Genomic DNA, 22,748 nt, shown 5'->3' on the forward strand with positions numbered 1-22,748 from the left:
ATTTGGCATTCCACCCGGGCCTTCTTTTTATCTATTATCATCCCAATCTTTCAGCGAGCAGTTGATCCTTTTGCCTCTCTGAAACATAAGCCCGTTCAGAGAAGACATTATATCCATTTGAACGAACACTGTCCAGGATCCCACGGTAAAAAATGGCTGCTGATTTGACCGGCAGCTGGGAATAGGAAGGATAATGAGCTAGGGTTTCCATTGCTTCCTCATAATAAGTTTCCGCTCGTGCGGCCATACTTTCCCACAACGAGATAAACGAACTGTTCAGGACATTTTCTTCCAAGAGAGCGGTTGAATAGCCGTGTTTCATCATTTCTTCTTTTGGAAGGTACACTCTGCTGCGGCCAAGGTCTTCTCCAATATCCCGCAATATATTTGTGTATTGCATGGCGATGCCGAGTGCGATTGCACCCTCTCTCAGCTCCTTTTCTTTTCCAGGGGCAAGCACCGGAAGCAGCATGAGGCCGACTGTCCCGGCGACGTGATAGCAATACGATTCAAAATCATTGATAGAGTGATAGCGCTGTCCTGAAAGGTCCATTTCCTGACCCGTGATCATATCTTCAAACGGAGCGCTCTCCATCTGAAAACAATTAAATACGTCATGTAATGCTGTCCAATAAGGGGATTCTGACATACGCTCACCTTTGGCAAATCTCATAAACTCTTCTTTGAATCGTTTCAGTTCAACTTCGGGGTTTTCACCTTCATCCACAATATCATCGACCCTTCTGCAAAACGCATAGATGGCCCACACGGCGTTCCGGTTCTCCTCCGGCAAAAATGAAAACGCCTTGTAGAAGGTTTTTGAATGCTGCTTAATAATGTCTTCACATGCCTGGTAAGCTTCCTTCAACTTGTCATCACCCTTTCCATGTAATTTGAGAGTAACTTTGCACCCTGCATGACGATTGGAATGCCTCCTCCTGGGTGGACGGAAGCACCGACACTGTAGAGCCCTTCAAAGGGAAACGGCTTGACTTGCGGGCGGAATACGCCGGATTGGCCAAGTGTCGGGGCAATGCCGAAGCTTCCGCCTTGGTACAAACCATCCTGCAGGTCATCTTCCGGTGTTCGGATTTCCATCCATTCCACTGCATCCCTGAGGCCGGGGAAGCCTCTTGTTTCAATTTCATCCAGGATGCGCTCGATAAACTCATCTTGACTTCTCCAATTAATCTCATCACCCGAGGGAACCGGTATAAGTGTATACAACACGCTCTTACCATCCGGAGCGAGACTGTCATCAATTTTAGACGGGTAGAAGGTGTAAATCGAAGGATCATCCGGCAGCGCCCCGCTGGAAAACACTGCGTCCATATGATGCTGAAAATGTTCAGGCATGAAAAACTGGTGCACATCTGCCTCCTCAAACTGCCTGTTCAAGCCGAAATAAAGAAGTAAGCAGCCTGAAGATGCTTTATAACGCTTTTTCCTGGGTCTTTCATTGTTGACTAACCGGTGGATCCCGGGAAAGTCTCCGTTGAAAACCACCGCATCATAATTTTCCGATTTCCCATTGGCGATGAGTCCCGTGCATCGTTTCCCCGTGATCTGCAGCTCTGTTATTTCGGACTGAAGATGTACAGGGATGTTATGATTCTCAACATGCTTTGTTAAAATGTTTACAAGATTTCCATAGCCGCCTTTTAAATACCAGATTCCATGTTCATGCTCACTGTAGGGAATAAGCGAATAGAGGGCAGGTGCATTATTGGGCGAGCCTCCGATATATAGCGTTTGAAAAGAGAAAGCCTCATGCAGTCGCGGATGTGTAAAATAAGCTTCAGCATTTTTTCTCACGCTGTGGTGTGCCTTTAGCTCTAATAATATTTTCATATTTTGAAAGGAGAAAAAGTCGCTTTTCCTGACAAAATCTTTGTCAAGAAACGCCAGCTTTCCTTTTCGGAAACGCTCTTTCATGTCTTTTAAATACCTTAGATATGGCTGCTGTTCACCTGGGAAAACACGCTGTATTTCCTCCAGTTGTTTTTCGAGGTTACTGTATTTATAGAAATGGCTGCCATCGGGATAATGCAGCTTATAAAGAGGATCAACTTGGATTAATTCCAGTTCTTCCTCTGCCACTCCGGCTTCATTCAAGACTTCTTTTAACATATCCGGCAGCAGCACGATCGTTGGTCCTTTATCGATTTTAAATCCGTCCCTCTCGATGAAACCAAGCCGTCCGCCAAGCCGGCTGCTTTTTTCATATATCGTGACATCATGCCCTTTCTGCTTTAATAGAAGGGCTGTTGTCAGGCCGCCGACTCCGCCGCCAATTATCGCCGCTTTCATACAGATACCCCCTGGACAGCATGCTTTTCTAAAATCATCGAGCTTGTAATCCTTGCTGATTCAATAATCGTCGGAAGTCCGCTGCCAGGGTGTGTGCCGCCTCCGACCAGCCAGAGCCTGTCGATTTCCTTCACTCTGTTATGAGGCCTGAAATACATCATTTGCGGGAGGTTATGGGCAAGGCTGAAGGTTGCCCCTTTGTATATGTTCAGATCATGTTCCCAATTGTAAGGTGTGAATACTGTCTCCACTTCTATGTGGTTTTCGATTCCTTTAAAACCAGTCCGGTCCTCTAACTGTTGAAGAATCAGTTTCCTGAACTGCCCTTTGTTCTTTTCCCAATCGATTTCACTGAAATTGTTCGGCACAGGGGCAAGTAAATAGACAGCGGATTTTCCCGGCGGGGCGAGCGTTTCGTCCGTCACGGAAGGGTTGTGAATGTAGATGGACGGATCTTCTGAGAGTATTTTGGTACCCGTGATTTCCTCAACATTCTTTTTGTAATCTTTTGAAAAAACGATGGTATGGTGCGGGAGGTCAAATCGCTTATTCAATCCGAGATACATCATAAAGGCCGAGCAGGAATACTTCTTCTTTTCCAGCTTTTGTGGTGTGTATTTCTTGGTCACTCCTTCGTCAAGCAGGTTTTCCATTGCATAGCCGAAATCGGCATTCACCACGACTTCGTCTCCGTAGAGGGTCTCACCGTTTTCAAGAAGAACACCTTTCGCCTGGTTTTCACTCGTCAGGATTTTTTTTACACCAGCGTTGGTCATTACCTTACCGCCAAATTCTTCGATTACAGCGGCCATCGCTTTCGTGATTTGATTCACGCCGCCAACGGGATGGTGAACCCCATATGCATGCTCCATATACGACAATATCGTGAACGCCCCGGGACATTCCCATGGCGACATGCCGAGATATTTAGATTGAAACGTAAAGGCGAGTTTCAGCCGGTCATCTGTAAAATAGTCCGAAAGCCGTCCGTACAAGGATTTTCCTACACTTAACTTTGGAAGGGCTTTGAGAAAACGCCATTTCGCATAGTCAAACAGGGAATCATGCTTGTTTCGTAAAATCGGCAGCAAGGCCTGCAGTTTCGCATCTTCTTCCATCATAAACCGTTCGTATCCCTTCACATCTTCCGGAAAAAGCTGCTGAATTTGTTTCTTCGTTTTTTCCTGATCTCTGCTTGGATTAAAAGCCAGGCCGTCGAAGCGAAGCTCATACATCGGGTCAATTTCTTTCAGGTTCACGTAATCATGGAGATTCCTGCCCGATACCGCAAAAGCTTCCTCAAGGATATGCGGCATATTTAAAAAAGTAGGCCCTCTGTCAAACACATACTCGCCCACCTTCATCGATGATGTCCTTCCACCGATAAAAGACTGCTTTTCTACAACTTTCACCTTCATTCCCTGACTTGCCAGCAGCATTCCGGCTGCCAAACCACCGGGACCGGAGCCGACTATAATGACCGTTTTCACCATTCCCACCTCTTCCTGATTAATAGTACATTAATTATACAATCATTATACAAAACTTGAAAGAAATAAGTGTTTTCTGTTTTGGTTCCGAGGCGGCCCGAAAACTGTTGGTAGACCCCAGAATCATCCTTCTTTTAAAATCGAGTATTTAACCTCACCCCCTTAATACCCTGCCATCGCCAAAAAATTCAAAACCTTATTGTGACTATCTGCCAGGTGTGATAAAATTAAAAATATTGCTTAACGTTCGTTTCAGGAGGTGGGACTCGTGCATACATTATTAATCACTTTACTAATCATTGTTTCAATTGCTCTTATCGTAGTTGTACTATTGCAATCTGGTAAAAGTGCAGGACTATCAGGTGCCATCTCAGGTGGTGCAGAGCAGCTATTCGGCAAACAGAAAGCGCGCGGACTCGATTTAGTGCTGCACCGCGTTACAATCGTTCTTTCCGTATTATTCTTCATTTTGACACTTGCAGTAACATACTTCGGTTTTTAATAGGAAACCCGGTCATGACGGCCGGGTTTTTTTATTTGCCTTAGTGCAGAACTTTTATACATAATAGGCTTCATTACTGGATTGTTTTGGCTGGAATTGCTTAAAATAAAGGGTGGACTTGAATTAATCAAACGTTTGATTAATAAAATTGAAGGCTGCCGCACAGCCATTTACTATATTTATAAAAGGAGTCACAATCATGAAAACTGTTTTGCCAAAACCATTTACCTTTGAAGCTGGTCCCCGTGCTGTTTTGTTGCTTCATGGCTTTACCGGGAATTCTGCGGATGTCCGCATGCTCGGGCGTTTCCTTGAGAAGAAAGGGTATTCTTCTCATGCGCCACATTATAAAGGGCATGGCGTTCCTCCTGAGGAACTGGTCCATACAGGGCCTGAAGACTGGTGGAAGGATGTTATGGACGGCTACAACCATCTGAAAGAAAAAGGCTATAAGGAAATCGCTGTAGCCGGGCTGTCCCTGGGAGGGGTATTTTCCCTTAAATTAGGTTACACTGTACCTGTAAAGGGTATTGTACCGATGTGTGCGCCAATGTACATAAAAAGCGAAGAGGTCATGTATGAGGGTGTCGTTGATTACGCGAGGGAATTTAAGAAGTTTGAAGGAAAAGAAGCCTCGCAAATTGAAGAAGAAATAAAAGAGTTTAAGAAGACACCGATGAATACGTTACAATCTCTTCAACAGTTAATCGCCGATGTGCGGGACAATGTCGATATGATTTACAGCCCGACATTTGTCGTACAGGCAAGAAATGACCACATGATAAATACAGATTCGGCAAATATTATTTATGAAGCAGTCGAACCAGATAATAAAAAGATTAAATGGTATGAGGAATCCGGCCATGTCATCACGCTGGACAAAGAGAAAGAGCAGCTGCACGAGGATGTACATGCATTCCTTGAAGGGCTGGACTGGACCGTTTAATACTAGGTTTTAGGAGGGTTAAAAATGGATGATTCTATACGCGAAAAAATAGATAAGCTTCTTTCCTATATGAAAGATGAAACTTATAAGCCATTGACGGTGCAGGAGCTGGAGGAGGCTTTTGGGATTGAAGGCTCTTCCAATTTTAAGGATTTTGTGAAGGCTCTTGTGACAATGGAGGAAAAAGGGCTTGTCGTCCGCACTCGCAGCAACCGATATGGTCTGCCGGAAAAAATGAACCTGATCCGCGGGAAGCTGTCAGGACATGCCAAAGGGTTTGCATTCGTCATTCCTGATGAACCGGGTCTAGATGACATTTTTATTCCGCCGAATGAAACGAACAATGCCATGAACGGTGACATCGTTCTTGCCAGAGTGTCTTCTGAAACCTCAGGAAGCAGGCGTGAAGGCTCGATTGTCCGCATCCTGGAACGGGGAGTCACACAGGTAGTCGGGACGTATACAGAGAGCAAGCATTTCGGGTTTGTCATCCCTGATGACAAAAAATTCTCAAGTGATATCTTCATTCCGAAGTCGTCCAACATGGGAGCTGTCGAAGGACATAAGGTTGTTGTGAAACTGACTTCCTATCCTGAAGGGCGCAAGAGTGCCGAAGGAGAAGTCATCGATATCCTGGGCCACAAAAACGATCCGGGTGTTGATATTCTTTCCGTTATCCATAAGCATGGCATCACAGTCGAGTTCCCGGATGAGGTGATGGAGCAGGCGAACAGTGTGCCGGATGAAATTGACCCATCTGAACTTGAGAATCGCCGTGATTTGCGTGATGAGACCATTGTTACCATCGACGGAGCCGACGCTAAAGACCTTGACGATGCTGTTACGGTCAAACAGTTGGATAACGGCAATTACAAGCTCGGTGTTTATATCGCTGATGTCAGCTACTATGTGACAGAAGGTTCGCCGATCGACCAGGAAGGCTTTGAAAGAGGAACGAGTGTATACTTGGTGGACCGCGTAATCCCTATGATCCCGCACCGCCTTTCAAATGGAATCTGTTCATTGAATCCAAAAGTGGACCGCTTGACCCTGGGATGTGAAATGGAAATCAATGCTGATGGTGAAGTGGTGAAACACGAAATCTTCCAGAGTGTCATCAAAACAACAGAGCGAATGACCTATTCCGATGTGAATAAGATTCTTGTAGATAAAGATGAAAAGCTTCGTGAGCATTACGAGCCAATCGTACCGATGTTTGAACAAATGGAAGAGCTTGCGCAAATTTTAAGAGAAAAGCGGATGAAGCGAGGCGCCATCGATTTTGATTTCAAAGAATCGAAGGTGCTTGTAGATGATGAAGGCAAACCGACTGATGTGGTTCTAAGAACACGTTCAGTGGCTGAACGCCTTATCGAGGAGTTCATGCTGGTAGCGAATGAAACTGTCGCAGAACATTTCCATTGGATGGATGTTCCGTTTATCTATCGTATCCATGAAGACCCGAAAGAAGAAAAGCTGCAAAAGTTCTTTGAGTTCATTACGAATTTTGGCCTGTTTGTAAGAGGGACGGCGAATTCCGTTCACCCTCGTGCATTGCAGGAAATCATCGAAGCGGTAGAAGGCAAACCGGAAGAAATGGTCGTGTCGACGGTTATGCTTCGCTCCATGCAGCAGGCAAAATATCATGCAGAGAGTCTTGGACACTTCGGCTTGTCGACACAATACTATACTCACTTTACATCGCCGATCCGCCGCTATCCAGATTTAATTGTTCACCGTCTCATCCGTACGTATCTGATCGAAGGCAAGCTGGATGAGAGTACGAGAGCGAAATGGGATGCTCAGATGGATGAGATTGCCGAACATACATCCAGCCGTGAAAGACGGGCAGTCGATGCCGAGCGTGAAACAGATGACCTGAAGAAAGCGGAGTACATGCTGGATAAGGTTGGGGAAGAATACGACGGCATCATCAGTTCTGTCACCAACTTTGGAATGTTCGTCGAGCTTTCCAATACAATCGAAGGCCTGGTCCATGTCAGCTACATGACGGATGACTATTACCGGTTCGACGAAAGATCTATGGCGATGATTGGTGAAAAGACGGCCAATGTTTTCCGAATTGGTGATGAGATTACCATCCGCGTCGTAAATGTAAACAAAGACGAACGGGCGATTGATTTTGAAATCGTCGGCATGAAAAGCAACCAGAGACCGCGTGAAGAAAGGCCGACTGTTCTAAGAACGAAACAAAAGGATGGCAAAGGCGCACCAAAAGATAAGAAGAAAGACTCCGGTGAATGGTCTACCCGCCCGCCAAAAAACAAAAAGAAAAAAGGCAGCAAGAAGTTCGAAAATGCGCCGAAAAGCAAGCGCAAGCCGAAAAAACGTAAATAAAGCGCAAAGGAGAAAAGAGGATTTCTTTTCTCCTTTGCTTTCAGCTAGTATAATGGAAGTATTATTCATGAGTGGCTGATAAAAAGAGAGAATACAGTCGTTCAACGAAAGAGGGGGAAAGCCGCAATGCCAAAGGGTGAAGGTAAGTTAATTGCACAAAATAAAAAAGCAAGGCATGACTATACTGTGGAAGAAACATACGAAGCCGGACTTGTCCTGCAAGGAACAGAAATCAAGGCGATCAGGGCCGGACGTGTGAATTTAAAAGATTCTTTCGCCAGAATCCAGCAAGGTGAGGTTTTTGTGCACAATATGCATATAAGTCCTTACGAGCAGGGGAACCGATACAATCACGAACCGCTCAGGACACGTAAGTTGCTGCTTCACAAAAAACAGATTAGTACACTGATCGGTGAAACGAAAGAAGCAGGGTATTCGTTAGTGCCGCTGAAGCTGTATATCAAAAATGGCGTAGCCAAACTGTTGATCGGATTGGCGAAAGGTAAGAAGAAATTTGATAAGCGCGAAGACTTAAAACGAAAAGATGCTAACCGCACCATCCAGCGTGAACTCGCTCAAAGGCAGAAAGGCAATTACTGATTAGTGTAATTTACCAAAGGCATTTTCATTGCAAATTACAGCAGGTTTGTTATAATAATATTAGTCGCGAGGCAATCAAGCGGCAGCAAGAACAATTGAATAAGTAACTAAGCTTATAACTTATTCTTCCCGTTCTTCCCTTTAAGGGTTTTCGCAAAAAGCGAAACGAACCCTATATCATGGGGACGTTACGGATTCGACAGGGATAGTTCGAGCTTGAGTTGCGAGCCGTGGGGATCGTCCACGATAAAACGTCAACGCCAATAATAACTGGCAAATCTAACAACAACTTCGCTTTAGCAGCGTAAGCTAGCTTAGCGGTTCCTCCCTCCATCGCCCATGTGGTAGGGTAAGGGACTCACTTTCAGTGGGCTACGCCGGATTCCACCGTCTGAGGATGAAGGAAGAGATTAATCAGGCTAGCTGCACGGACGCCCGTCGATAGGCAGAAGTTGCAGCGAACTCGCGAATATATCGACTACGCTCGTAGATGCTTAAGTGGCGATATGTCTGGACGTGGGTTCGATTCCCACCGTCTCCACCAAATACATATTTGGTGGTTTTTATTTTGGCTGAAACCCCGAAGAAATAGTGAATTTGTTGAACATATAATAACATGCCAAAAGCCATATTATTGCTTCCTGCAATAATATGGCTTTTTATGTGGGGTATCTGTCGTCAAAAATTTAGAACCCTTTATTAACGGTTGAGATCTTGGTGAACAATACTTCTCGGTTTCCCCTGAAAAATACATATGTCGAAATGAATGTCCATAATGTACATATTCTGGACAGTTCTTTAAAACTCTATTCCTATACGCCGGGCAAATCAGCCTGGCACAATTCTTGCAATATAAAAAGTGAATAGATAAAACTGGAGGTCAGTCGATGAATATCAATGATACGATTGCAATGATAACAGGTGGAGCATCAGGGTTGGGGGAAGCGACAGTCAGGAAGATCATTAAGCAGGGCGGTAAAGCAGCAATACTGGATTTAGCGGTAGAAAGGGGTCAGTCGCTTGTTGAAGAACTGGGTGAGAGGGCTATTTTTATAAAAACGGATGTAACGAGTGAAAATGAAGTCTCAGCAGCTATAAAGGAGGCAGTAGATTCTTTCGGTTCGATTAATGCGGTAGTCAATTGCGCTGGGATCGCCATCGCGTCTAAGTTGATGTCACGAAAAGGCATCCATTCACTTGAATCGTTTTCCAAGGTAGTTTCAATCAATTTGATTGGGACATTCAATGTCATCCGAATGGCCTCTGAACAAATGTCCAAAAACGATCCGAATGAACATGGAGAACGGGGAGTCATTATCAATACAGCCTCAGTAGCAGCTTTTGAGGGGCAGATCGGACAGGCTGCTTACAGTGCTTCAAAGGGAGGCGTTGTCGGAATGACGCTTCCAATCGCGAGGGAACTTGCTTCCCATGGCATCAGGGTGATGACAATTGCCCCAGGCTTGTTCCATACGCCGATGTTCGAATCGCTGCCAGAGGAAGCCATCAACTCACTCGGAAAAATGGTTCCGTTTCCCCAGAGGCTTGGACAACCAGATGAATATGCAATTCTAGTAGAAAGTATTATTGCCAATCCGATGCTGAATGGAGAGACGATTCGGCTTGACGGTGGAATCCGCATGCAGCCGAAGTAAATGGAATAGGATGAGTAAATTTTAAGATCCCCTTTATTAAAATGGGGTCTTTTTATTTTCACAAACCAATTTTACTCTTCAAGATGTGTACCTCTATTGCAGGAAGCTTTATAATAGAAATAAGAAATTGAATTTTCAGATATTTACTCATGAAAACGAAAAGCTAAGGGGGATAGAGATGATTCAGTTCCAGGATATTGTCACTCCGGTTGATTATGTCATTACGGAAGACACCACATTGAAGGAAGCAGTTGAAATCATCAAGCAGAAGAAATGGAACCTGCTGCCTGTTACTGACAAGAACGGGAATCTTCGGGGGGTTTTTACACGCAGCGGACTTTACCAAATGATTCTCGACCGCCTTCCGCTCCAGACACCGATTAAATCTTATATTAAAAATGAAGCACAAACAATCAGGATTGACACGCCCTATCATCAAATCGAAAATATTGTAAAAACGAGCAAGGCTGGTACGGGAGTGGTGCTTGATGAACAAGACAAGGTGATTGGATTGCTCACGAAAACAGAGATGGTGATGGCTTTGTTAAAGTCTGCGAACATGCTGAAGGAGCAGTTAGAAACGATCTTAAAGCATTCCAATATCGGTGTATTGATGGCGGATGAACATTTACAGATCATCTATGCAAATGCCTCATTTTCTAAGATTACCGGCCGCTCAATTGACTCCATTCAGTCCCGCAAGCTTGGTGAAGTATTCCCAAACATGTCACTTGAAATTAAGGGGCACCATCATATTGAAAAATATAAATCGATCATACATATTTCATCTTACGAAACAGTTACCCATAAACAAGGAAAAATTATTCTATTTCAGGACATTTCCGAAATTGAAAAAATGGCAGAGGAACTGCAAACGGTAAAAAAATTGAAGCTTACAATCGAGACGGCATTAGAGCATGCGTATGATGGCATCCTGATGACGGATGACCGGAATATTATTACGATGGTCAGTCCACCGCTGCTTGAGCTTTTCAATCTTGAAAAAACAGAGGTTCTGCATCAGGCTGTCGATACAGTGCTGCCTCAGTTGAAGCTTGCGAATGTATTTAAGACGGAAACAGCTGAAGTCAGTGATTTACATGAGAGGAATGGAATCAACTATATTGTGCACAGAATTCCCATCAAAAAGGACGGCAAGGTCATCGGGGCAATCGGAAAGATCATGTTCAGACAGTTAAACGAGGTTAGTGAGCTGTTTAAAAGGCTTCAAAAAGCTGAAAACAAGGCAAGCTATTATCACCAGCAGCTGCAAAAATCCGAAACAGCAAGGTTCACCTGGGAGCATATCCTAAGTGAACACCCTTATATGGAAAAGTTAAAGAAGAGTGCTGCAAAAGCTGCGAGAGGCAGATCCACTGTATTAATCAGGGGTGAAAGCGGTACAGGTAAGGAATTGTTCGCGCATGCAATCCATAACAGCAGTGCAAGGAGCGACGGAAAATTTGTCATTGTAAACTGTGCGGCAATTCCCGAGGATTTACTTGAATCCGAGTTTTTCGGATATGAAGAGGGGGCTTTTACAGGGGCGAAGCAGAGAGGTAAAGTCGGGAAGTTTGACCTTGCCAATGGCGGCACTTTGTTTCTTGATGAAATTGGTGATATGTCCATTGCTCTCCAGGCGAAATTATTAAGAGTCCTGCAAGAAAGGGAGTTTTACAGGGTTGGTGGGAATGCCCGTATAAAGGTGGACGTGCGGATCATAGCTGCAACCAATCGAAATTTAGAAGTGATGGTCAAGGAAGGCGGATTCCGGGAAGATTTGTACTACAGATTGAACGTCATTTCCTTGAATATACCTCCGCTGCGTGATCGTGTTCATGATGTTGAGCATCTAACCAATAAATTGATGATTGAACTCAATTCAATGCTGGGTACAAGTATTACCGGAATTTCATCAAAGGCTAAGGAGGCATTGCTTCATTATGGATGGCCGGGAAATGTCCGTGAGCTTAGAAATGTGCTCGAACGTGCGATGACGTTTGCTGAGCATGGGAACATTCAGGCAGAAGATCTGCCGGATTATCTCATTTACCAGCTGTCAAAACAGAAGATGCAGAACACGGGTTTGGCAGAGGATGCTGAACTTGAAGCAATCCAAAAGGCATTGACCCAATCAAGCGGCAACAAAGCACAGGCAGCAAGGCTGCTTGGAATCAGCCGTTCAGGCTTATATGAAAAACTTAAAAAGTACGCGCTGTGAGCCGCATCTCATGGGCTCAAAGGAAATCAGCAGCATGAGCTGATAAAAATAAGGGGAGAAACTTCCCTTATTTAGGAAATGACACTAAAAACAGGGGGAATAAGGGGAATATTTACCGCTATTCATTTGAAAATCATGAAAAATGGGGTGCTGAGCCAGGAATAAGGGGAAAATCTCCCCTTATTTATAGCTAACTCAGCTATGTTTTGCAGTTTAAGGGGAATTTCTCCCTCTATTTATGGATCTGTGACCCGCACTTAAGGATAGGACTTTCTATAATCAAAAAATCATCTTCCACTATCCTGCTCCTTCCCCTTCTTCTTATCATTTTCTTTCAGTTAGGCCGACAGTTTTGCCTGCACTTTACCTTACCAATCAGGGTGCAGATTAGTATGCTTTTTCATATAAAAAAAGCAATTCAATTAAGGGGGCAAATAGTGCTTTTGTACTCCAAAACTGAACTACTTGAAACTAAGTGGCAGAGTTCGAATTCCGGGAGTGTAAAGGAAAGGAAAGAGACAGCTATAATCCAGAGAACACGGTTGAGAAAGAGCCATACATAAATATACTGTCCAAACAAAGGTGTCCAATTTCTGGACACCTTTGTTTGGTTGTCTCTTATTTAACCCAATCAATTAACGTTTTTATAGTTATCAGAAAGTTGGCATAATAATTGCATATATAAAAGTGAATGTGTTTTCAAATCATTTTCAATAGGGGGAAATGGAATATGGATATCGGATCTTATCTAGCACAAAATGCGAGAAAAAAGCCGGAAAAGCTTGCGTTGGAATGTGAAGGAAAAACCTATACCTACAAGCAGTTCAATGAAGAAGTAAATAAACTGGCACACGGGCTGCTTGCTCTTGGTGTACGTAAAGGCGAAAAAATTGCATTGATGATGAAAAATTCCGATCAATTCGTACTTGCCTTTTTTGCGGGTGCCAAAATAGGGGCAGTGCTTGTGCCTGTGAATTTCCGGCTGACGGCAACTGAGGTCCACTATATCCTTGAGCAATCTGAATCGGCTGTCGTTTTTTGTGACGGGGAATTCGAGGATACTGTCACTTCAGCCAGGGAAGGAACACGTGTCTTGCATGTCATTACTACCGGTCCTCCGAAAGTAGTGGGGCATCACTCATTGGAAAGAGTGGCCAGTGAAAACATAGAAAATCCGCCGATTGAAGTCAGGGACGATGATGACCTAGAAATTTTATATACATCCGGTACAACCGGAAGACCTAAAGGAGCCTTATTTGATCATAAACGAATCTTCAATGTCGGGCTTACGATGATGATCAGCATGGGAATCAATGAGGAAGAGCGAATCCTGCACATTGCACCGTTATTTCATTCGGCCCAGCTCAACCTGTTCCTGATTTCAGGGGTAGTGCTTGGAGCGACTCATATCATCCATCGTGATTTTCATCCGGTGAAGACAATGGAAGCGATACAGGAGCATAGCATCACCCATTTCTTCGGCGTGCCTGCCATGTATAACTTTATGCTTCAGGTTCCAAATGCAGCCGATTACGATCTATCTTCCATTAAGAGATGTGGATATGGTGCAGCACCCATGGCTCCTGAGGTCGTCCGTAAGAGCATCGAATTGTTCAGGACAGACCAGTTTTATAATCTTTGCGGCCTGACCGAAGCCGGGCCCGGAGGAATCCTGCTGGATCCTGAGGGACACAAAACACACTTTGGCAAGGGCGGGAAAGCAGCATTTCTGACAGAAGCAAGAGTGGTAAATGAAGAAGGGCAAGATATCAAGCCGGGTGCTGTCGGGGAGTTTGTCATCAAAGGCGAGTCGATCATGAAGGAATATTACCGTAAACCTGAGGAAACTGCGAAAACGATCAAGGATGGCTGGTTGTACACGGGTGATCTGGCAACGATTGATGAAGAGGGATACATTACGCTTGTAGACCGGAAAAAGGACATGATCATTTCCGGTGGAGAGAATGTTTATTCCATCGAGGTGGAAGAGGTCCTTTATGAGCATCCAGCCGTATTAGAGGCAGCGATTATCGGAATACCCGATGAAACGTGGGGAGAGGCAGTTTGTGCAGTCATCGTACCAAAGCAGGGTGAGAGCATTGATGAGCAGGAATTAAAAAGCTTCTGCCGCCAAAAACTTGCAGGCTACAAGGTACCAAGGAGATTCTTTATTGAAGAGGCTCTGCCAAGAAACGCTTCCGGTAAAATTCTGAAATACCAATTGCGCCAAACGTTGAACGGAGTGAAACAGTAGCCTATTACATTTGGGAGCTTGTAAAAATGTGACTTTTATAGAGGAGAGGTAAAAATGGGACACCTGTATTTAACAGACGATCATGAAATCTTCAGGAGGTCATTAAGGAAATTTTTAGAGAAAGAAGCCTATCCATTTTATGAAAAGTGGGAGGAGGAAAGGATGATTCCCCGCTCCTTCTGGACGAAGATGGGTGAACAGGGCTATCTTTGCCCGGATATTGATGAACAATACAGAGGCAGTGAGGTCGACTGGGGCTTCTCGGTCATCATTAACGAAGAGATTGAGAGAGTGGGCTCAGGCCTGGTCGGCATCGGCCTTCATAACGATATCGTTGTTCCCTATATCACAGCTTATGGAACCGAGGAGCAGAAAAAACGCTGGCTTCCTAAATGTACGACAGGGGAAATCATTACAGCCATTGCGATGACTGAACCAGGAACAGGGTCGGATCTCGCAAATATTAAGACAACCGCCATCCTTGATGGTGACCACTATATCTTAAATGGCCAAAAGACCTTCATCACGAACGGCATCCACTCCGATCTGATCGTGGTCGCTTGTAAAACGGATCCAAAAGCGAACCCGAAACATAAGGGAGTCAGCCTGCTTGTTGTTGAACGGGATGCCCCTGGCTTTTCTCGAGGCAGGAAGCTGAACAAGGTTGGCCTTCATTCTCAGGATACTGCGGAGCTTATTTTCGAGGATTGCCGGGTACCGAAGGACAACCTGCTTGGTGAAGAGGGTAAAGGTTTCGTTTACCTGATGGAAAAATTGCAGCAGGAACGCCTGCTGGTGGCCATAGCCGCACAAGTTGCATCAGAAGTGATGCTGAAACAGACCATTGACTATGTGAAAAGCCGGGATGCCTTTGGAAAGCCGGTGAGCAAGTTTCAGAACACTCAATTCAAGATAGCGGAAATGGCAACAGATATCGAAATGGGCAGGTCCTTCCTTGACCAGTTGATTGCAGAGCATATTAATGGAAAGGATATCGTCACAAAGGTATCGATGGCAAAGTGGAAGCTGACCGACATCGCCAAGAAAATTGCAGGAGAATGCATGCAGCTTCATGGCGGCTATGGATATATGGAAGAATACGAGATTGCCAGGAGATTCCGCGATATTCCCGTTGCGAGCATTTATGCAGGAACAAATGAAATCATGAAGACGATCATCGCCAAAAACTTAGGCCTATAAACAGAGTAGGGGATCTTGATTGCAGAAAGGGAGAGTTAATATGCGTGAAGTAGTGATTGTGGAAGGTGTGAGGACACCCGTTGGCAGAAGAAAAGGACTATTAAAGGATATCCGTCCGGATGACCTTGCAGCACAGGTACTGCAAGAGGTTGTCAAAAGGGCTGGTATTGAAGCCGGTCTCGTGGAGGATGTCATTCTTGGCTGCGTTACCCAGGCAGGCGAGCAGGCTGGCGATATTGCCAGAGTTGCGTCTTTAATTGCAGGCTTTCCGATTGAAGTTCCAGGAACAACGATTGACCGGCAGTGCGGCTCGAGCCAGCAGGCTGTCCATTTCGCTGCACAAGCGATTTTGGCTGGAGACATGGATGTCGTGATTGCGGGGGGTGTCGAGAATATGAGCCGGGTGCCTATGGCATCAAACTATCAGGATGCCGATCCTTTCAGTCCGAAATTGAAGGAACGCTATGAAATTATTCACCAAGGCCTGTCAGCTGAAAGGATTGCCGGGAAATATGGCTTTACCCGCAAGGAGCTTGACGAATTTTCGGCAGAGAGCCACCGGCGTGCATTGAAGGCACAGGTGGAAGGCTATTTCAAAAGGGAGATTATGCCGGTGGAGGTCGCACTTGAAAATGGTGAAACAACATTGGTGACCGAGGACTCAGGTCCAAGGGAAGGCACGACAGCGGAAACGCTTGCCGGCTTGAAGACGGTCTTTAAGGAAGACGGAGTCATCCATGCAGGCAATGCCAGCCAGATCAGCGACGGTGCAGCCGTCCTTCTGCTGATGAGCCGTGAGAAGGCTGATGAGCTCGGATTGAACCCCCGATTTAAGGTGCACACAAGAGTGGTGGTCGGTTCGGACCCTACATTGATGCTGACAGGGCCTATTCCAGCAACAGAAAAAATATTGAAAAAGTCGGGGTTGAAACTCGAGGAGATTGATATTTTCGAAGTCAACGAGGCGTTTGCTCCTGTCCCAATGGCCTGGCTCAAGGAAACAGGTGCAGATCCAGCAAAATTAAACCCCAATGGCGGAGCAATCGCACTTGGCCACCCGCTCGGTGCAAGCGGTGCACGCTTGATGATCACCATGATGCACGAGCTGGAAAGAACCGGAGGACGCTATGGATTGCAAACCATGTGCGAAGGGCACGGAATGGCGAATGCAACCATCATTGAACGTTTGGATTAAACAAGTTTCACTCGGTTGACCACTTTTAGAAAAATCTAAAGTAGTGACGTTTTTTCCATTTATATAACCCAGTGCCCGACTTGTCCCGAACCTTCTTTGTGCTATTTGTTGTAAAAGAATTCTGGAATCCAATTAAGAAGTCAATATCAATTCATTGGTACAGAAATTATATGGCTTCAAATAGAAACAAAGGTTGATTGGAGCGGAAGGTGTGGGACATCCTGCGAGAATAGCGAGACGTTTATGTCCAGCGCTCGCGCACCAGGAGAGAAATCTTTCAGTATTGATAGAAGCATTTATGAAGCGTTTAGTAAAAACTGTTTTCTAAGAGGTTGTTGTTGTTTTAGCACTAACTAGCCGCTTTTTTACGTGGGTTGATTGGAGCGGAAGTTGTGCGACCTCCTGCGGGACTAGCGGGACAGGTGAGACCAAGGTTACGTACCCACTGGAACGTAACCCCGCAGGCCAATCCAGCTCCAGCGGCCAGCGACTAGCAGATTTCGGTCTCTCTCCTTGCGATAAGTCAACATCAACTCACTACGTTCGTTGTGTTTCCTTTATCTCATGCGAGAGCCCTCCAATCTGTACGTCGCTGAACGGCCGCTTCCGCTTTTTAATCAGCCGAGGAGGCTCACCGCCCGCCCCGCGGAGTCGCACAGCTGGAGCGGAAATCAACTATTTTTGTCAATAAGCAACAATATTTGCGAAAAGAACTTTAATTCATTTTTTACCAGGAGGTATAAAAAGATGAGCACAACAATCGGCAGGATTTTTGACCTGACAGTAAAAAATTTCCCGAACAAGGAAGCCCTCTATGATGTCCGTAAAAATGTCCGTTTTACCTACAGGGAATGGAACGATGAAGTGAACCGTCTTGCTAATGCTCTATTGCAGGAAGGAGTCAAGAAGGGGGACCGGGTTTCCGCCTTCTTGTTTAATACAGAGGAATTAGGAACAACCTACTTCGCCTGTGCCAAAATTGGGGCTGTGTTCAATCCCGTCAACTTCCGGTTGCTGGGCGAGGATGTTGCTTTTATCCTGAACGATGCTGCGCCGAAGGTAGTTTTATTTGAAAAGGCAGTGGAACCTGTCATTCAATCGATTGAAAATCGCTTCCCGCATATCGCCTTCTGGTTCATTGATGAAGGAACTCCCGCGTATGCCGCAAGTTATCATGAAAAAGTGCAGGCTGCTGAACCAAAATCGGTTGATTCTGAGGTCGATGAGGATGATGTATACGCAATTATGTATACAAGCGGTACAACCGGCAGGCCGAAGGGTGTCATGCATAAGCACAGGGACATGGTGGAGCAGAGCCTGATAGTCATTGGTGCCACAAAATTAGGAGCAAAGGATGTCGGGTTGGTCACTGCACCAATGTTCCATTGCGCAGAGCTTCATTGTGCCTTTCTTCCGAGGGTGCATGCCGGGGGAAGGAATGTCATCCTTCATCAATTTGCACCCAAAAAGGTTTTGGAAGTGATAGAGTCCGAAAAAATCACCAAGTTATTCGCTGCGCCAACCATGTGGAATATGATCTTGCAGGAAAATCTTGCAGACTATAATATTGGAAGCTTGGAAATCGGACTATATGGAGGAGCCCCAATGGCGCCATCACTTGTACATGCCTGTCATGAAAAGCTTGGAATTTCGCTTGTCCAGGCGTATGGAATGACGGAAATGGGTCCGGCGATCACCTTCCTGGCCGAAGAAGATCAGCTTTCGAAGGCCGGTGCGGCCGGGAAAGCCTGTCTAAATCATGAAATCAGAATCGTTAAACCGAGTGAAGATGGCCGATCGGAACCGGAAGATATCCTGCCGCCGGGAGAAAGCGGGGAAATCATTGTCCAGGGGCCGTGTATGATGTCCGGCTATTTTAACCGTGAAGAAGCATCGGAAAAAGCGATGTATAAAGGCTGGTACCATTCCGGGGATATTGGCTGGCTGGATGAAGATGGATTTCTTTGGGTCAAGGACAGGGTCGACGATATGATCATCAGCGGGGGAGAGAATATTTATCCCCGCGAGGTTGAGGATGTACTTCATGCTCACGAGGGAGTTCTTGATGTCGCGATTGTAGGGCAGCCGGACGACCGCTGGGGGGAGAGCGTTACAGCATTTGTTGTAAAAAAAGATCCGCTGATAACGGACGGTGAACTGGATAAATGGTGTAAAGACAGCGACAGCCTTGCGAATTATAAACGCCCAAGGAACTATATCTTCCTCGATGCCCTGCCTCGAAATGCAAGCGGGAAAATTCAGAAGTTCATGCTCCGTAAGCAAATGGAGGAGTCGTTTACAAAAGGGCAGACAACATAAGGAGGGCGATCCGCCATCATGCTGAAGGGCATTAAAATCATTGACTTCACCAACTATATACCGGGACCTTATGCAACGCTAAGGCTTGCAGAATTGGGAGCGGAAGTCATCAAGGTAGAAGCCCCTGAAGGAGATCCTGCAAGAAATACCGGAAAAGGGTTAGTATTTGCAGCCCATAACAGAGGTAAGAAAAGCATCGCCATCAATCTGAAACATGAAGAAGGGAAGAAGATAGCCCTGGCCATGCTGAAAAAGGCCGATGCTGTCATTGAAAGCTTCCGGCCAGGAGTGATGGAAAAGCTGGGCATCGGTTACACGGCTGTCAAAAGGGTTAACCCTGGCATCATCTACTGCTCCGTTACCGGCTATGGAAAAAGCGGAAAGATGTCCAGACTAGGCAGCCATGACCTGAATTATATGAGTTTAAGCGGAGCGCTTGCACAGCTTAAGGATGGCAATGGGAGGCCTGTCCATCCGGCTCACACATTTGCCGACTATATCGGCGGTTTGGCTGCAAGTGAACGGATTTTAGCAGGTCTTGTAGCCCGGAGTCTGTCAGGCGAAGGGAGTTATCACTGCATCTCGATTGCTGACAGCATGGCTTCATTGATGGCCAATCATGTCCTGATTGAGAAGGAGACGGGTTATCAGAATGGGGTTCAACTATTGAACGGTGCCGTGATTTCGTATGGGCTGTATGAAACGAGAGACCGAAAGTATGTATGCCTTGCAGCCCTTGAACCGAAATTCTGGCGGAGCTTTTGCCAGGCTCTGGGCAGGGAGGACTGGCTGTCTGCCCACTACTCAGAGCCGGAAGCGAACAACCCTGTTCACAGTGAACTGATTGATTTGTTCAGAAGCAAAACACTGTCAGAGTGGTCTGCATTCGGCCAGGAAGTGGACTGTTGTCTTACCCCGGTGCTTGAAGCAGGGCAGCTTGCTGATTATCCTTATTTTAAAGATAAGGGTTTTGTATCCTCAGAAGGGCAAGTCAAAATGCACGGGGATTTGAATAATATTGAAGCAGCCACTCCGCCCGAAAAAGGCGGACAAACTAAGGAGATTTTAAGGGACTGGCTTAAAGCTGCTGATCAGGAAATCCTTGATTGGCAGGCTGAAGGTGTTATTGAATAATTAGATTGTAGAAAGTCCTCCAAACATTTGTTGGTAAATTCGTGAATCGGACATTTTTAGAACAGTTGAAAGATCATTTAGTACAGAGTGCATAATCATAGAAAGCCGGCCAATCACTTGTTTGGCCGGCTTTCTATGATTATGCTGGGAATTCGTTCTCAGGAAGAAGAGTGGCCTCAATATACTTTTTGTGAATTTTGCAATGCCGGATCTTTAAGCTTTTTCTTTGTGAACTGAAACATGATAATGAGGAAAACAGAAGCAACTGGATAAACGGGAATAGAATAAACAAGCTTCCAGCTTGTATAAGTCAATGCATGATTTTTGACAGTCAGCCATTCAAAGAAAAGGGAAAAACCGCTCCAGCATAAAATATACAAAAGCGTTCTTTTGCCGTGCAGCTTCCATTTGTCATAGCCATATAAAAAAAGCAAAGAGGCACAAGGATACATAATAAAATGAAAGAGCCCTCCAGACAGTTCATAGGTAGAATTATCACCAAAAATATACAGTTTGAATGGTGTCGCAAGAAGGAAGTAGTCGATGGTTGCAACAAGTACGACATTGTAAAGCCATATGACTATCGTTACTACCGGCTGAAAGTATTTTCGGGTCGGTAAATATAATGAAAACATGATAGAAGCGGAAATGATGAAAAACCATTCATTCCAATCAAAGGTAACATTCATGCCCATCAGCCTCCTTTATAAAGGACCTTGCGGAAAGTTCTCATTGCCAGAACCAAAAGAAGCAGAGCTGAAATCCAATATGCAATTGACCACCAGGGCTGCCAGTCGACATGTACTACAACACCTGACAGGTGCTCGATCCATTCCATACCGCATAATATCCCTGTAAAGCAGCCCATTATGAGTAGTTTCTTCTTAAGATTTCTGACAGGAAGAAAAAAGTGAAGAAAAGTAACCATCAGGGCTGGATATAGTACCGTTCGATTCACAAAGTGTGCTAATTCATGGCCAAGCTTCTCAGGAATTAGAAAGGTTTTTAAATTCATATAGCACAGGGCAGACAGATTTTGAAAAAGATATGATGAAAAAAGCCAATAAACAATGACTTCAAGAATGTGCAGGTTCTTCTTTGTTTTGGAGTATAGAAAAATGACAAGTATATTCAGTATGAGGTAAGAGAATAGCACCATGAATGTAACCCCTTTGTTTATTCTCTAGATCCTTCCTAAAAGTCCCTTTTGTCTTATAATGCTCAAAAAAGAAGAGATTATATAGATATCGTGTTGAAAAAAACAACAGGGGTTAGTGGTGTCCCTTCCATGAGACCATGTACCTACTGTAAAAACAGAGGTATAAATCACAATTTTTTCAGAAAACCAGCCTTTTGTTATAAACTGACACTCTTTTACAACCTCTGCTATGGTATTATTTAATAGTATTTTCTTCAGGGGGAGAACTTCATGTTTGATAAAAAAATATTTCGGTCTTTAAGGGGAAAACAAAGTGTGAAGATGGATAGAGGATTTAATGACTGCAAGCAGTATATGTCGCTTTTAAAAGAAAAAGGCGGAAATCATTTATCTCATCTGGCTTTCCTGAACGATAAAGAGATTTTTTGGACGGAACAGAATTCTGTTTGTATTTTATATAGAAGGTTTGCAAATAAATTGATCGTGTTGGGAGACCCGATTGGGGATGAAACCTTATTTCAACAATCGATCAAAGAATTTTGCGCGTATGGTAACAGCAAGGGGCTTAAAACGGTCTTTTATCAAATAAGCCCGCAGTATATGCATCACTATCATAACTCAGGATACAGATTTATTAAGTTAGGGGAAGAAGGCAAGGTTGGCCTCGAGCAATTTTCTCTGGAGGGAAAACAGGGAGCAAAAATGAGGACAATCTTGAATAAGTTTACTCGGTCAGGCTGTGAATTCAGCGTGATTCAGCCGCCTTATTGCAAAGACCTTCTTTCCGAAATGAAGCAAGTTTCGAACTCATGGTTAGGCAATCAGCATGAAAAGAGGTTTTCAGTCGCTTCTTTTACTGAAGAGTATGTTTCCAGGTTTCCAGTAGCCGTATTGAAAGATTCCGAGGGCAATATCCTTGCCTTTTCTACATTAGCGACTGACTATCAAAATACAGTAAGCGTTGACCTTATGAGAAAGTCTTCTGAAAGTCCTAATGGTACGATGGAAATGTTGTTTATTGAAATCTTCAAATGGGCGAAAACGAACGGATATCATACTTGCAGCCTGGGGATGTCCCCGCTTTCCAATGTCGGTAACTGCAAGCATGCATTCATCAGTGAAAAGCTGATTCACCTTGCCTACAATCATGGTAATTCATTGTATAACTTCAAAGGATTAAGAGACTTCAAAAGTAAATTTGCTTCGCATTGGGAACCTAAGTACCTGGCATATAAAGGCCCTCTCCTGCCGATCATTTTTATCCAATTGATCCTGTTAATTAATAAACAGCCTTTACGTGCTGCACAGCCAGTGAAGAATAATTATTTTTTGGATGTTTTGCGTACTGCTGTAAAATTACGATAAATTACTGTTGGAGTTACACCACAGGGCACACCTGCATAGA

General features: G+C 44.7%; 17 protein-coding genes and 1 other RNA gene. 13 read left to right on the plus strand and 5 right to left on the minus strand.

Going from position 1 to position 22,748, the window contains the following annotated elements:
* Window positions 1-37 precede the first annotated feature (37 nt).
* From M1E09_RS02810 to M1E09_RS02820, 3 genes are read right to left on the minus strand one after another with little or no spacing between them, the layout of a single operon-like run.
* Window positions 38-868 carry a phytoene/squalene synthase family protein gene (locus tag M1E09_RS02810; RefSeq protein WP_456273375.1) on the minus strand — a complete coding sequence of 277 codons (831 nt, stop codon included), beginning with the start codon at window positions 866-868 and terminating at the stop codon, window positions 38-40.
* Complete coding sequence (locus M1E09_RS02815) at window positions 865-2,310, minus strand: phytoene desaturase family protein (protein WP_456273376.1); 1,446 nt, start codon at window positions 2,308-2,310, stop codon at window positions 865-867. The genes M1E09_RS02810 and M1E09_RS02815 overlap by 4 nt, the downstream gene beginning before the upstream one ends.
* Window positions 2,307-3,803 (minus strand): phytoene desaturase family protein, encoded by a 1,497-nt coding sequence (locus M1E09_RS02820; RefSeq protein ID WP_456273377.1) that lies wholly within the window; start codon window positions 3,801-3,803, stop codon window positions 2,307-2,309. Before M1E09_RS02820 ends, M1E09_RS02815 begins: the two co-directional genes overlap by 4 nt.
* Window positions 3,804-4,068: 265 nt before the next feature.
* Between M1E09_RS02820 and secG the strand changes: the two genes are divergently transcribed.
* The 12 genes from secG to M1E09_RS02880 all read left to right on the plus strand — a co-directional run bounded on the left by secG (window position 4,069) and on the right by M1E09_RS02880 (window position 20,184).
* A complete protein-coding gene (secG, locus tag M1E09_RS02825; protein ID WP_148941247.1) occupies window positions 4,069-4,302 on the plus strand; it encodes a preprotein translocase subunit SecG in 234 nt (77 codons plus the stop codon).
* 199 nt (window positions 4,303-4,501) lie between these two features.
* On the plus strand, window positions 4,502-5,248 hold the full coding sequence (locus M1E09_RS02830; protein WP_456273378.1) for an alpha/beta hydrolase: 747 nt from the start codon (window positions 4,502-4,504) through the stop codon (window positions 5,246-5,248).
* Window positions 5,249-5,272: 24 nt separating this feature from the next.
* A complete protein-coding gene (gene rnr, locus M1E09_RS02835; RefSeq protein ID WP_456273379.1) occupies window positions 5,273-7,606 on the plus strand; it encodes a ribonuclease R in 2,334 nt (777 codons plus the stop codon).
* Between the two features lie 126 nt (window positions 7,607-7,732).
* The gene (gene smpB / locus M1E09_RS02840; protein WP_456273380.1) at window positions 7,733-8,206 is read left to right on the plus strand and encodes an SsrA-binding protein SmpB; all 474 of its coding nucleotides are present in this window, start codon (window positions 7,733-7,735) and stop codon (window positions 8,204-8,206) included.
* Between the two features lie 181 nt (window positions 8,207-8,387).
* Window positions 8,388-8,750, plus strand: a transfer-messenger RNA (tmRNA) gene (ssrA, locus tag M1E09_RS02845).
* A 343-nt stretch (window positions 8,751-9,093) separates the two neighbouring features.
* Window positions 9,094-9,861 carry a 3-hydroxyacyl-CoA dehydrogenase gene (locus M1E09_RS02850; RefSeq protein ID WP_456273381.1) on the plus strand — a complete coding sequence of 256 codons (768 nt, stop codon included), beginning with the start codon at window positions 9,094-9,096 and terminating at the stop codon, window positions 9,859-9,861.
* A 178-nt stretch (window positions 9,862-10,039) separates the two neighbouring features.
* Entirely contained in the window at window positions 10,040-12,082 is a 2,043-nt protein-coding gene (locus M1E09_RS02855) for a sigma 54-interacting transcriptional regulator (protein WP_456273382.1), read from the plus strand.
* 730 nt (window positions 12,083-12,812) lie between these two features.
* The gene (locus M1E09_RS02860) at window positions 12,813-14,336 is read left to right on the plus strand and encodes a class I adenylate-forming enzyme family protein (protein WP_456273383.1); all 1,524 of its coding nucleotides are present in this window, start codon (window positions 12,813-12,815) and stop codon (window positions 14,334-14,336) included.
* Window positions 14,337-14,390: 54 nt separating this feature from the next.
* Window positions 14,391-15,536 carry an acyl-CoA dehydrogenase family protein gene (locus tag M1E09_RS02865; protein ID WP_456273384.1) on the plus strand — a complete coding sequence of 382 codons (1,146 nt, stop codon included), beginning with the start codon at window positions 14,391-14,393 and terminating at the stop codon, window positions 15,534-15,536.
* Window positions 15,537-15,576: 40 nt separating this feature from the next.
* Window positions 15,577-16,731, plus strand: a complete 1,155-nt coding sequence (locus M1E09_RS02870; protein ID WP_456273385.1) for a thiolase family protein — start codon at window positions 15,577-15,579, stop codon at window positions 16,729-16,731.
* A 747-nt stretch (window positions 16,732-17,478) separates the two neighbouring features.
* Window positions 17,479-19,050: a fatty acid--CoA ligase gene (locus tag M1E09_RS02875; RefSeq protein ID WP_456273386.1), complete on the plus strand. Its 1,572-nt coding sequence runs from the start codon at window positions 17,479-17,481 to the stop codon at window positions 19,048-19,050.
* A gap of 18 nt (window positions 19,051-19,068) precedes the next feature.
* A complete protein-coding gene (locus tag M1E09_RS02880) occupies window positions 19,069-20,184 on the plus strand; it encodes a CaiB/BaiF CoA transferase family protein (RefSeq protein ID WP_456273387.1) in 1,116 nt (371 codons plus the stop codon).
* A gap of 176 nt (window positions 20,185-20,360) precedes the next feature.
* On the opposite strand, the gene M1E09_RS02885 is transcribed toward M1E09_RS02880, so the two are convergent.
* Window positions 20,361-20,873, minus strand: coding sequence for a hypothetical protein (locus M1E09_RS02885; RefSeq protein ID WP_456273388.1), 513 nt, complete (start codon window positions 20,871-20,873; stop codon window positions 20,361-20,363).
* A 5-nt stretch (window positions 20,874-20,878) separates the two neighbouring features.
* Window positions 20,879-21,343: a hypothetical protein gene (locus tag M1E09_RS02890; RefSeq protein ID WP_456273389.1), complete on the minus strand. Its 465-nt coding sequence runs from the start codon at window positions 21,341-21,343 to the stop codon at window positions 20,879-20,881.
* Window positions 21,344-21,613: 270 nt separating this feature from the next.
* Between M1E09_RS02890 and M1E09_RS02895 the strand changes: the two genes are divergently transcribed.
* On the plus strand, window positions 21,614-22,708 hold the full coding sequence (locus tag M1E09_RS02895) for a phosphatidylglycerol lysyltransferase domain-containing protein (RefSeq protein ID WP_456273390.1): 1,095 nt from the start codon (window positions 21,614-21,616) through the stop codon (window positions 22,706-22,708).
* Window positions 22,709-22,748: the final 40 nt, after the last annotated feature.

Source organism: Bacillus sp. AK031, from assembly GCF_053903065.1.

Bases quoted from the DNA above. Each gene is read 5' to 3' on its own strand.
- M1E09_RS02820 (WP_456273377.1), bottom strand. From the start codon at position 3,803: ATGGTGAAAACGGTCATTATAGTCGGCTCCGGTCCCGGTGGTTTGGCA.
- M1E09_RS02850 (WP_456273381.1), top strand. From the start codon at position 9,094: ATGAATATCAATGATACGATTGCAATGATAACAGGTGGAGCATCAGGG.
- M1E09_RS02885 (WP_456273388.1), bottom strand. From the start codon at position 20,873: ATGAATGTTACCTTTGATTGGAATGAATGGTTTTTCATCATTTCCGCT.
- rnr (WP_456273379.1), top strand. From the start codon at position 5,273: ATGGATGATTCTATACGCGAAAAAATAGATAAGCTTCTTTCCTATATG.
- M1E09_RS02895 (WP_456273390.1), top strand. From the start codon at position 21,614: ATGTTTGATAAAAAAATATTTCGGTCTTTAAGGGGAAAACAAAGTGTG.
- smpB (WP_456273380.1), top strand. From the start codon at position 7,733: ATGCCAAAGGGTGAAGGTAAGTTAATTGCACAAAATAAAAAAGCAAGG.
- M1E09_RS02860 (WP_456273383.1), top strand. From the start codon at position 12,813: ATGGATATCGGATCTTATCTAGCACAAAATGCGAGAAAAAAGCCGGAA.
- M1E09_RS02830 (WP_456273378.1), top strand. From the start codon at position 4,502: ATGAAAACTGTTTTGCCAAAACCATTTACCTTTGAAGCTGGTCCCCGT.
- M1E09_RS02855 (WP_456273382.1), top strand. From the start codon at position 10,040: ATGATTCAGTTCCAGGATATTGTCACTCCGGTTGATTATGTCATTACG.
- M1E09_RS02870 (WP_456273385.1), top strand. From the start codon at position 15,577: ATGCGTGAAGTAGTGATTGTGGAAGGTGTGAGGACACCCGTTGGCAGA.
- M1E09_RS02875 (WP_456273386.1), top strand. From the start codon at position 17,479: ATGAGCACAACAATCGGCAGGATTTTTGACCTGACAGTAAAAAATTTC.
- M1E09_RS02880 (WP_456273387.1), top strand. From the start codon at position 19,069: ATGCTGAAGGGCATTAAAATCATTGACTTCACCAACTATATACCGGGA.
- M1E09_RS02865 (WP_456273384.1), top strand. From the start codon at position 14,391: ATGGGACACCTGTATTTAACAGACGATCATGAAATCTTCAGGAGGTCA.
- M1E09_RS02815 (WP_456273376.1), bottom strand. From the start codon at position 2,310: ATGAAAGCGGCGATAATTGGCGGCGGAGTCGGCGGCCTGACAACAGCC.
- M1E09_RS02890 (WP_456273389.1), bottom strand. From the start codon at position 21,343: ATGGTGCTATTCTCTTACCTCATACTGAATATACTTGTCATTTTTCTA.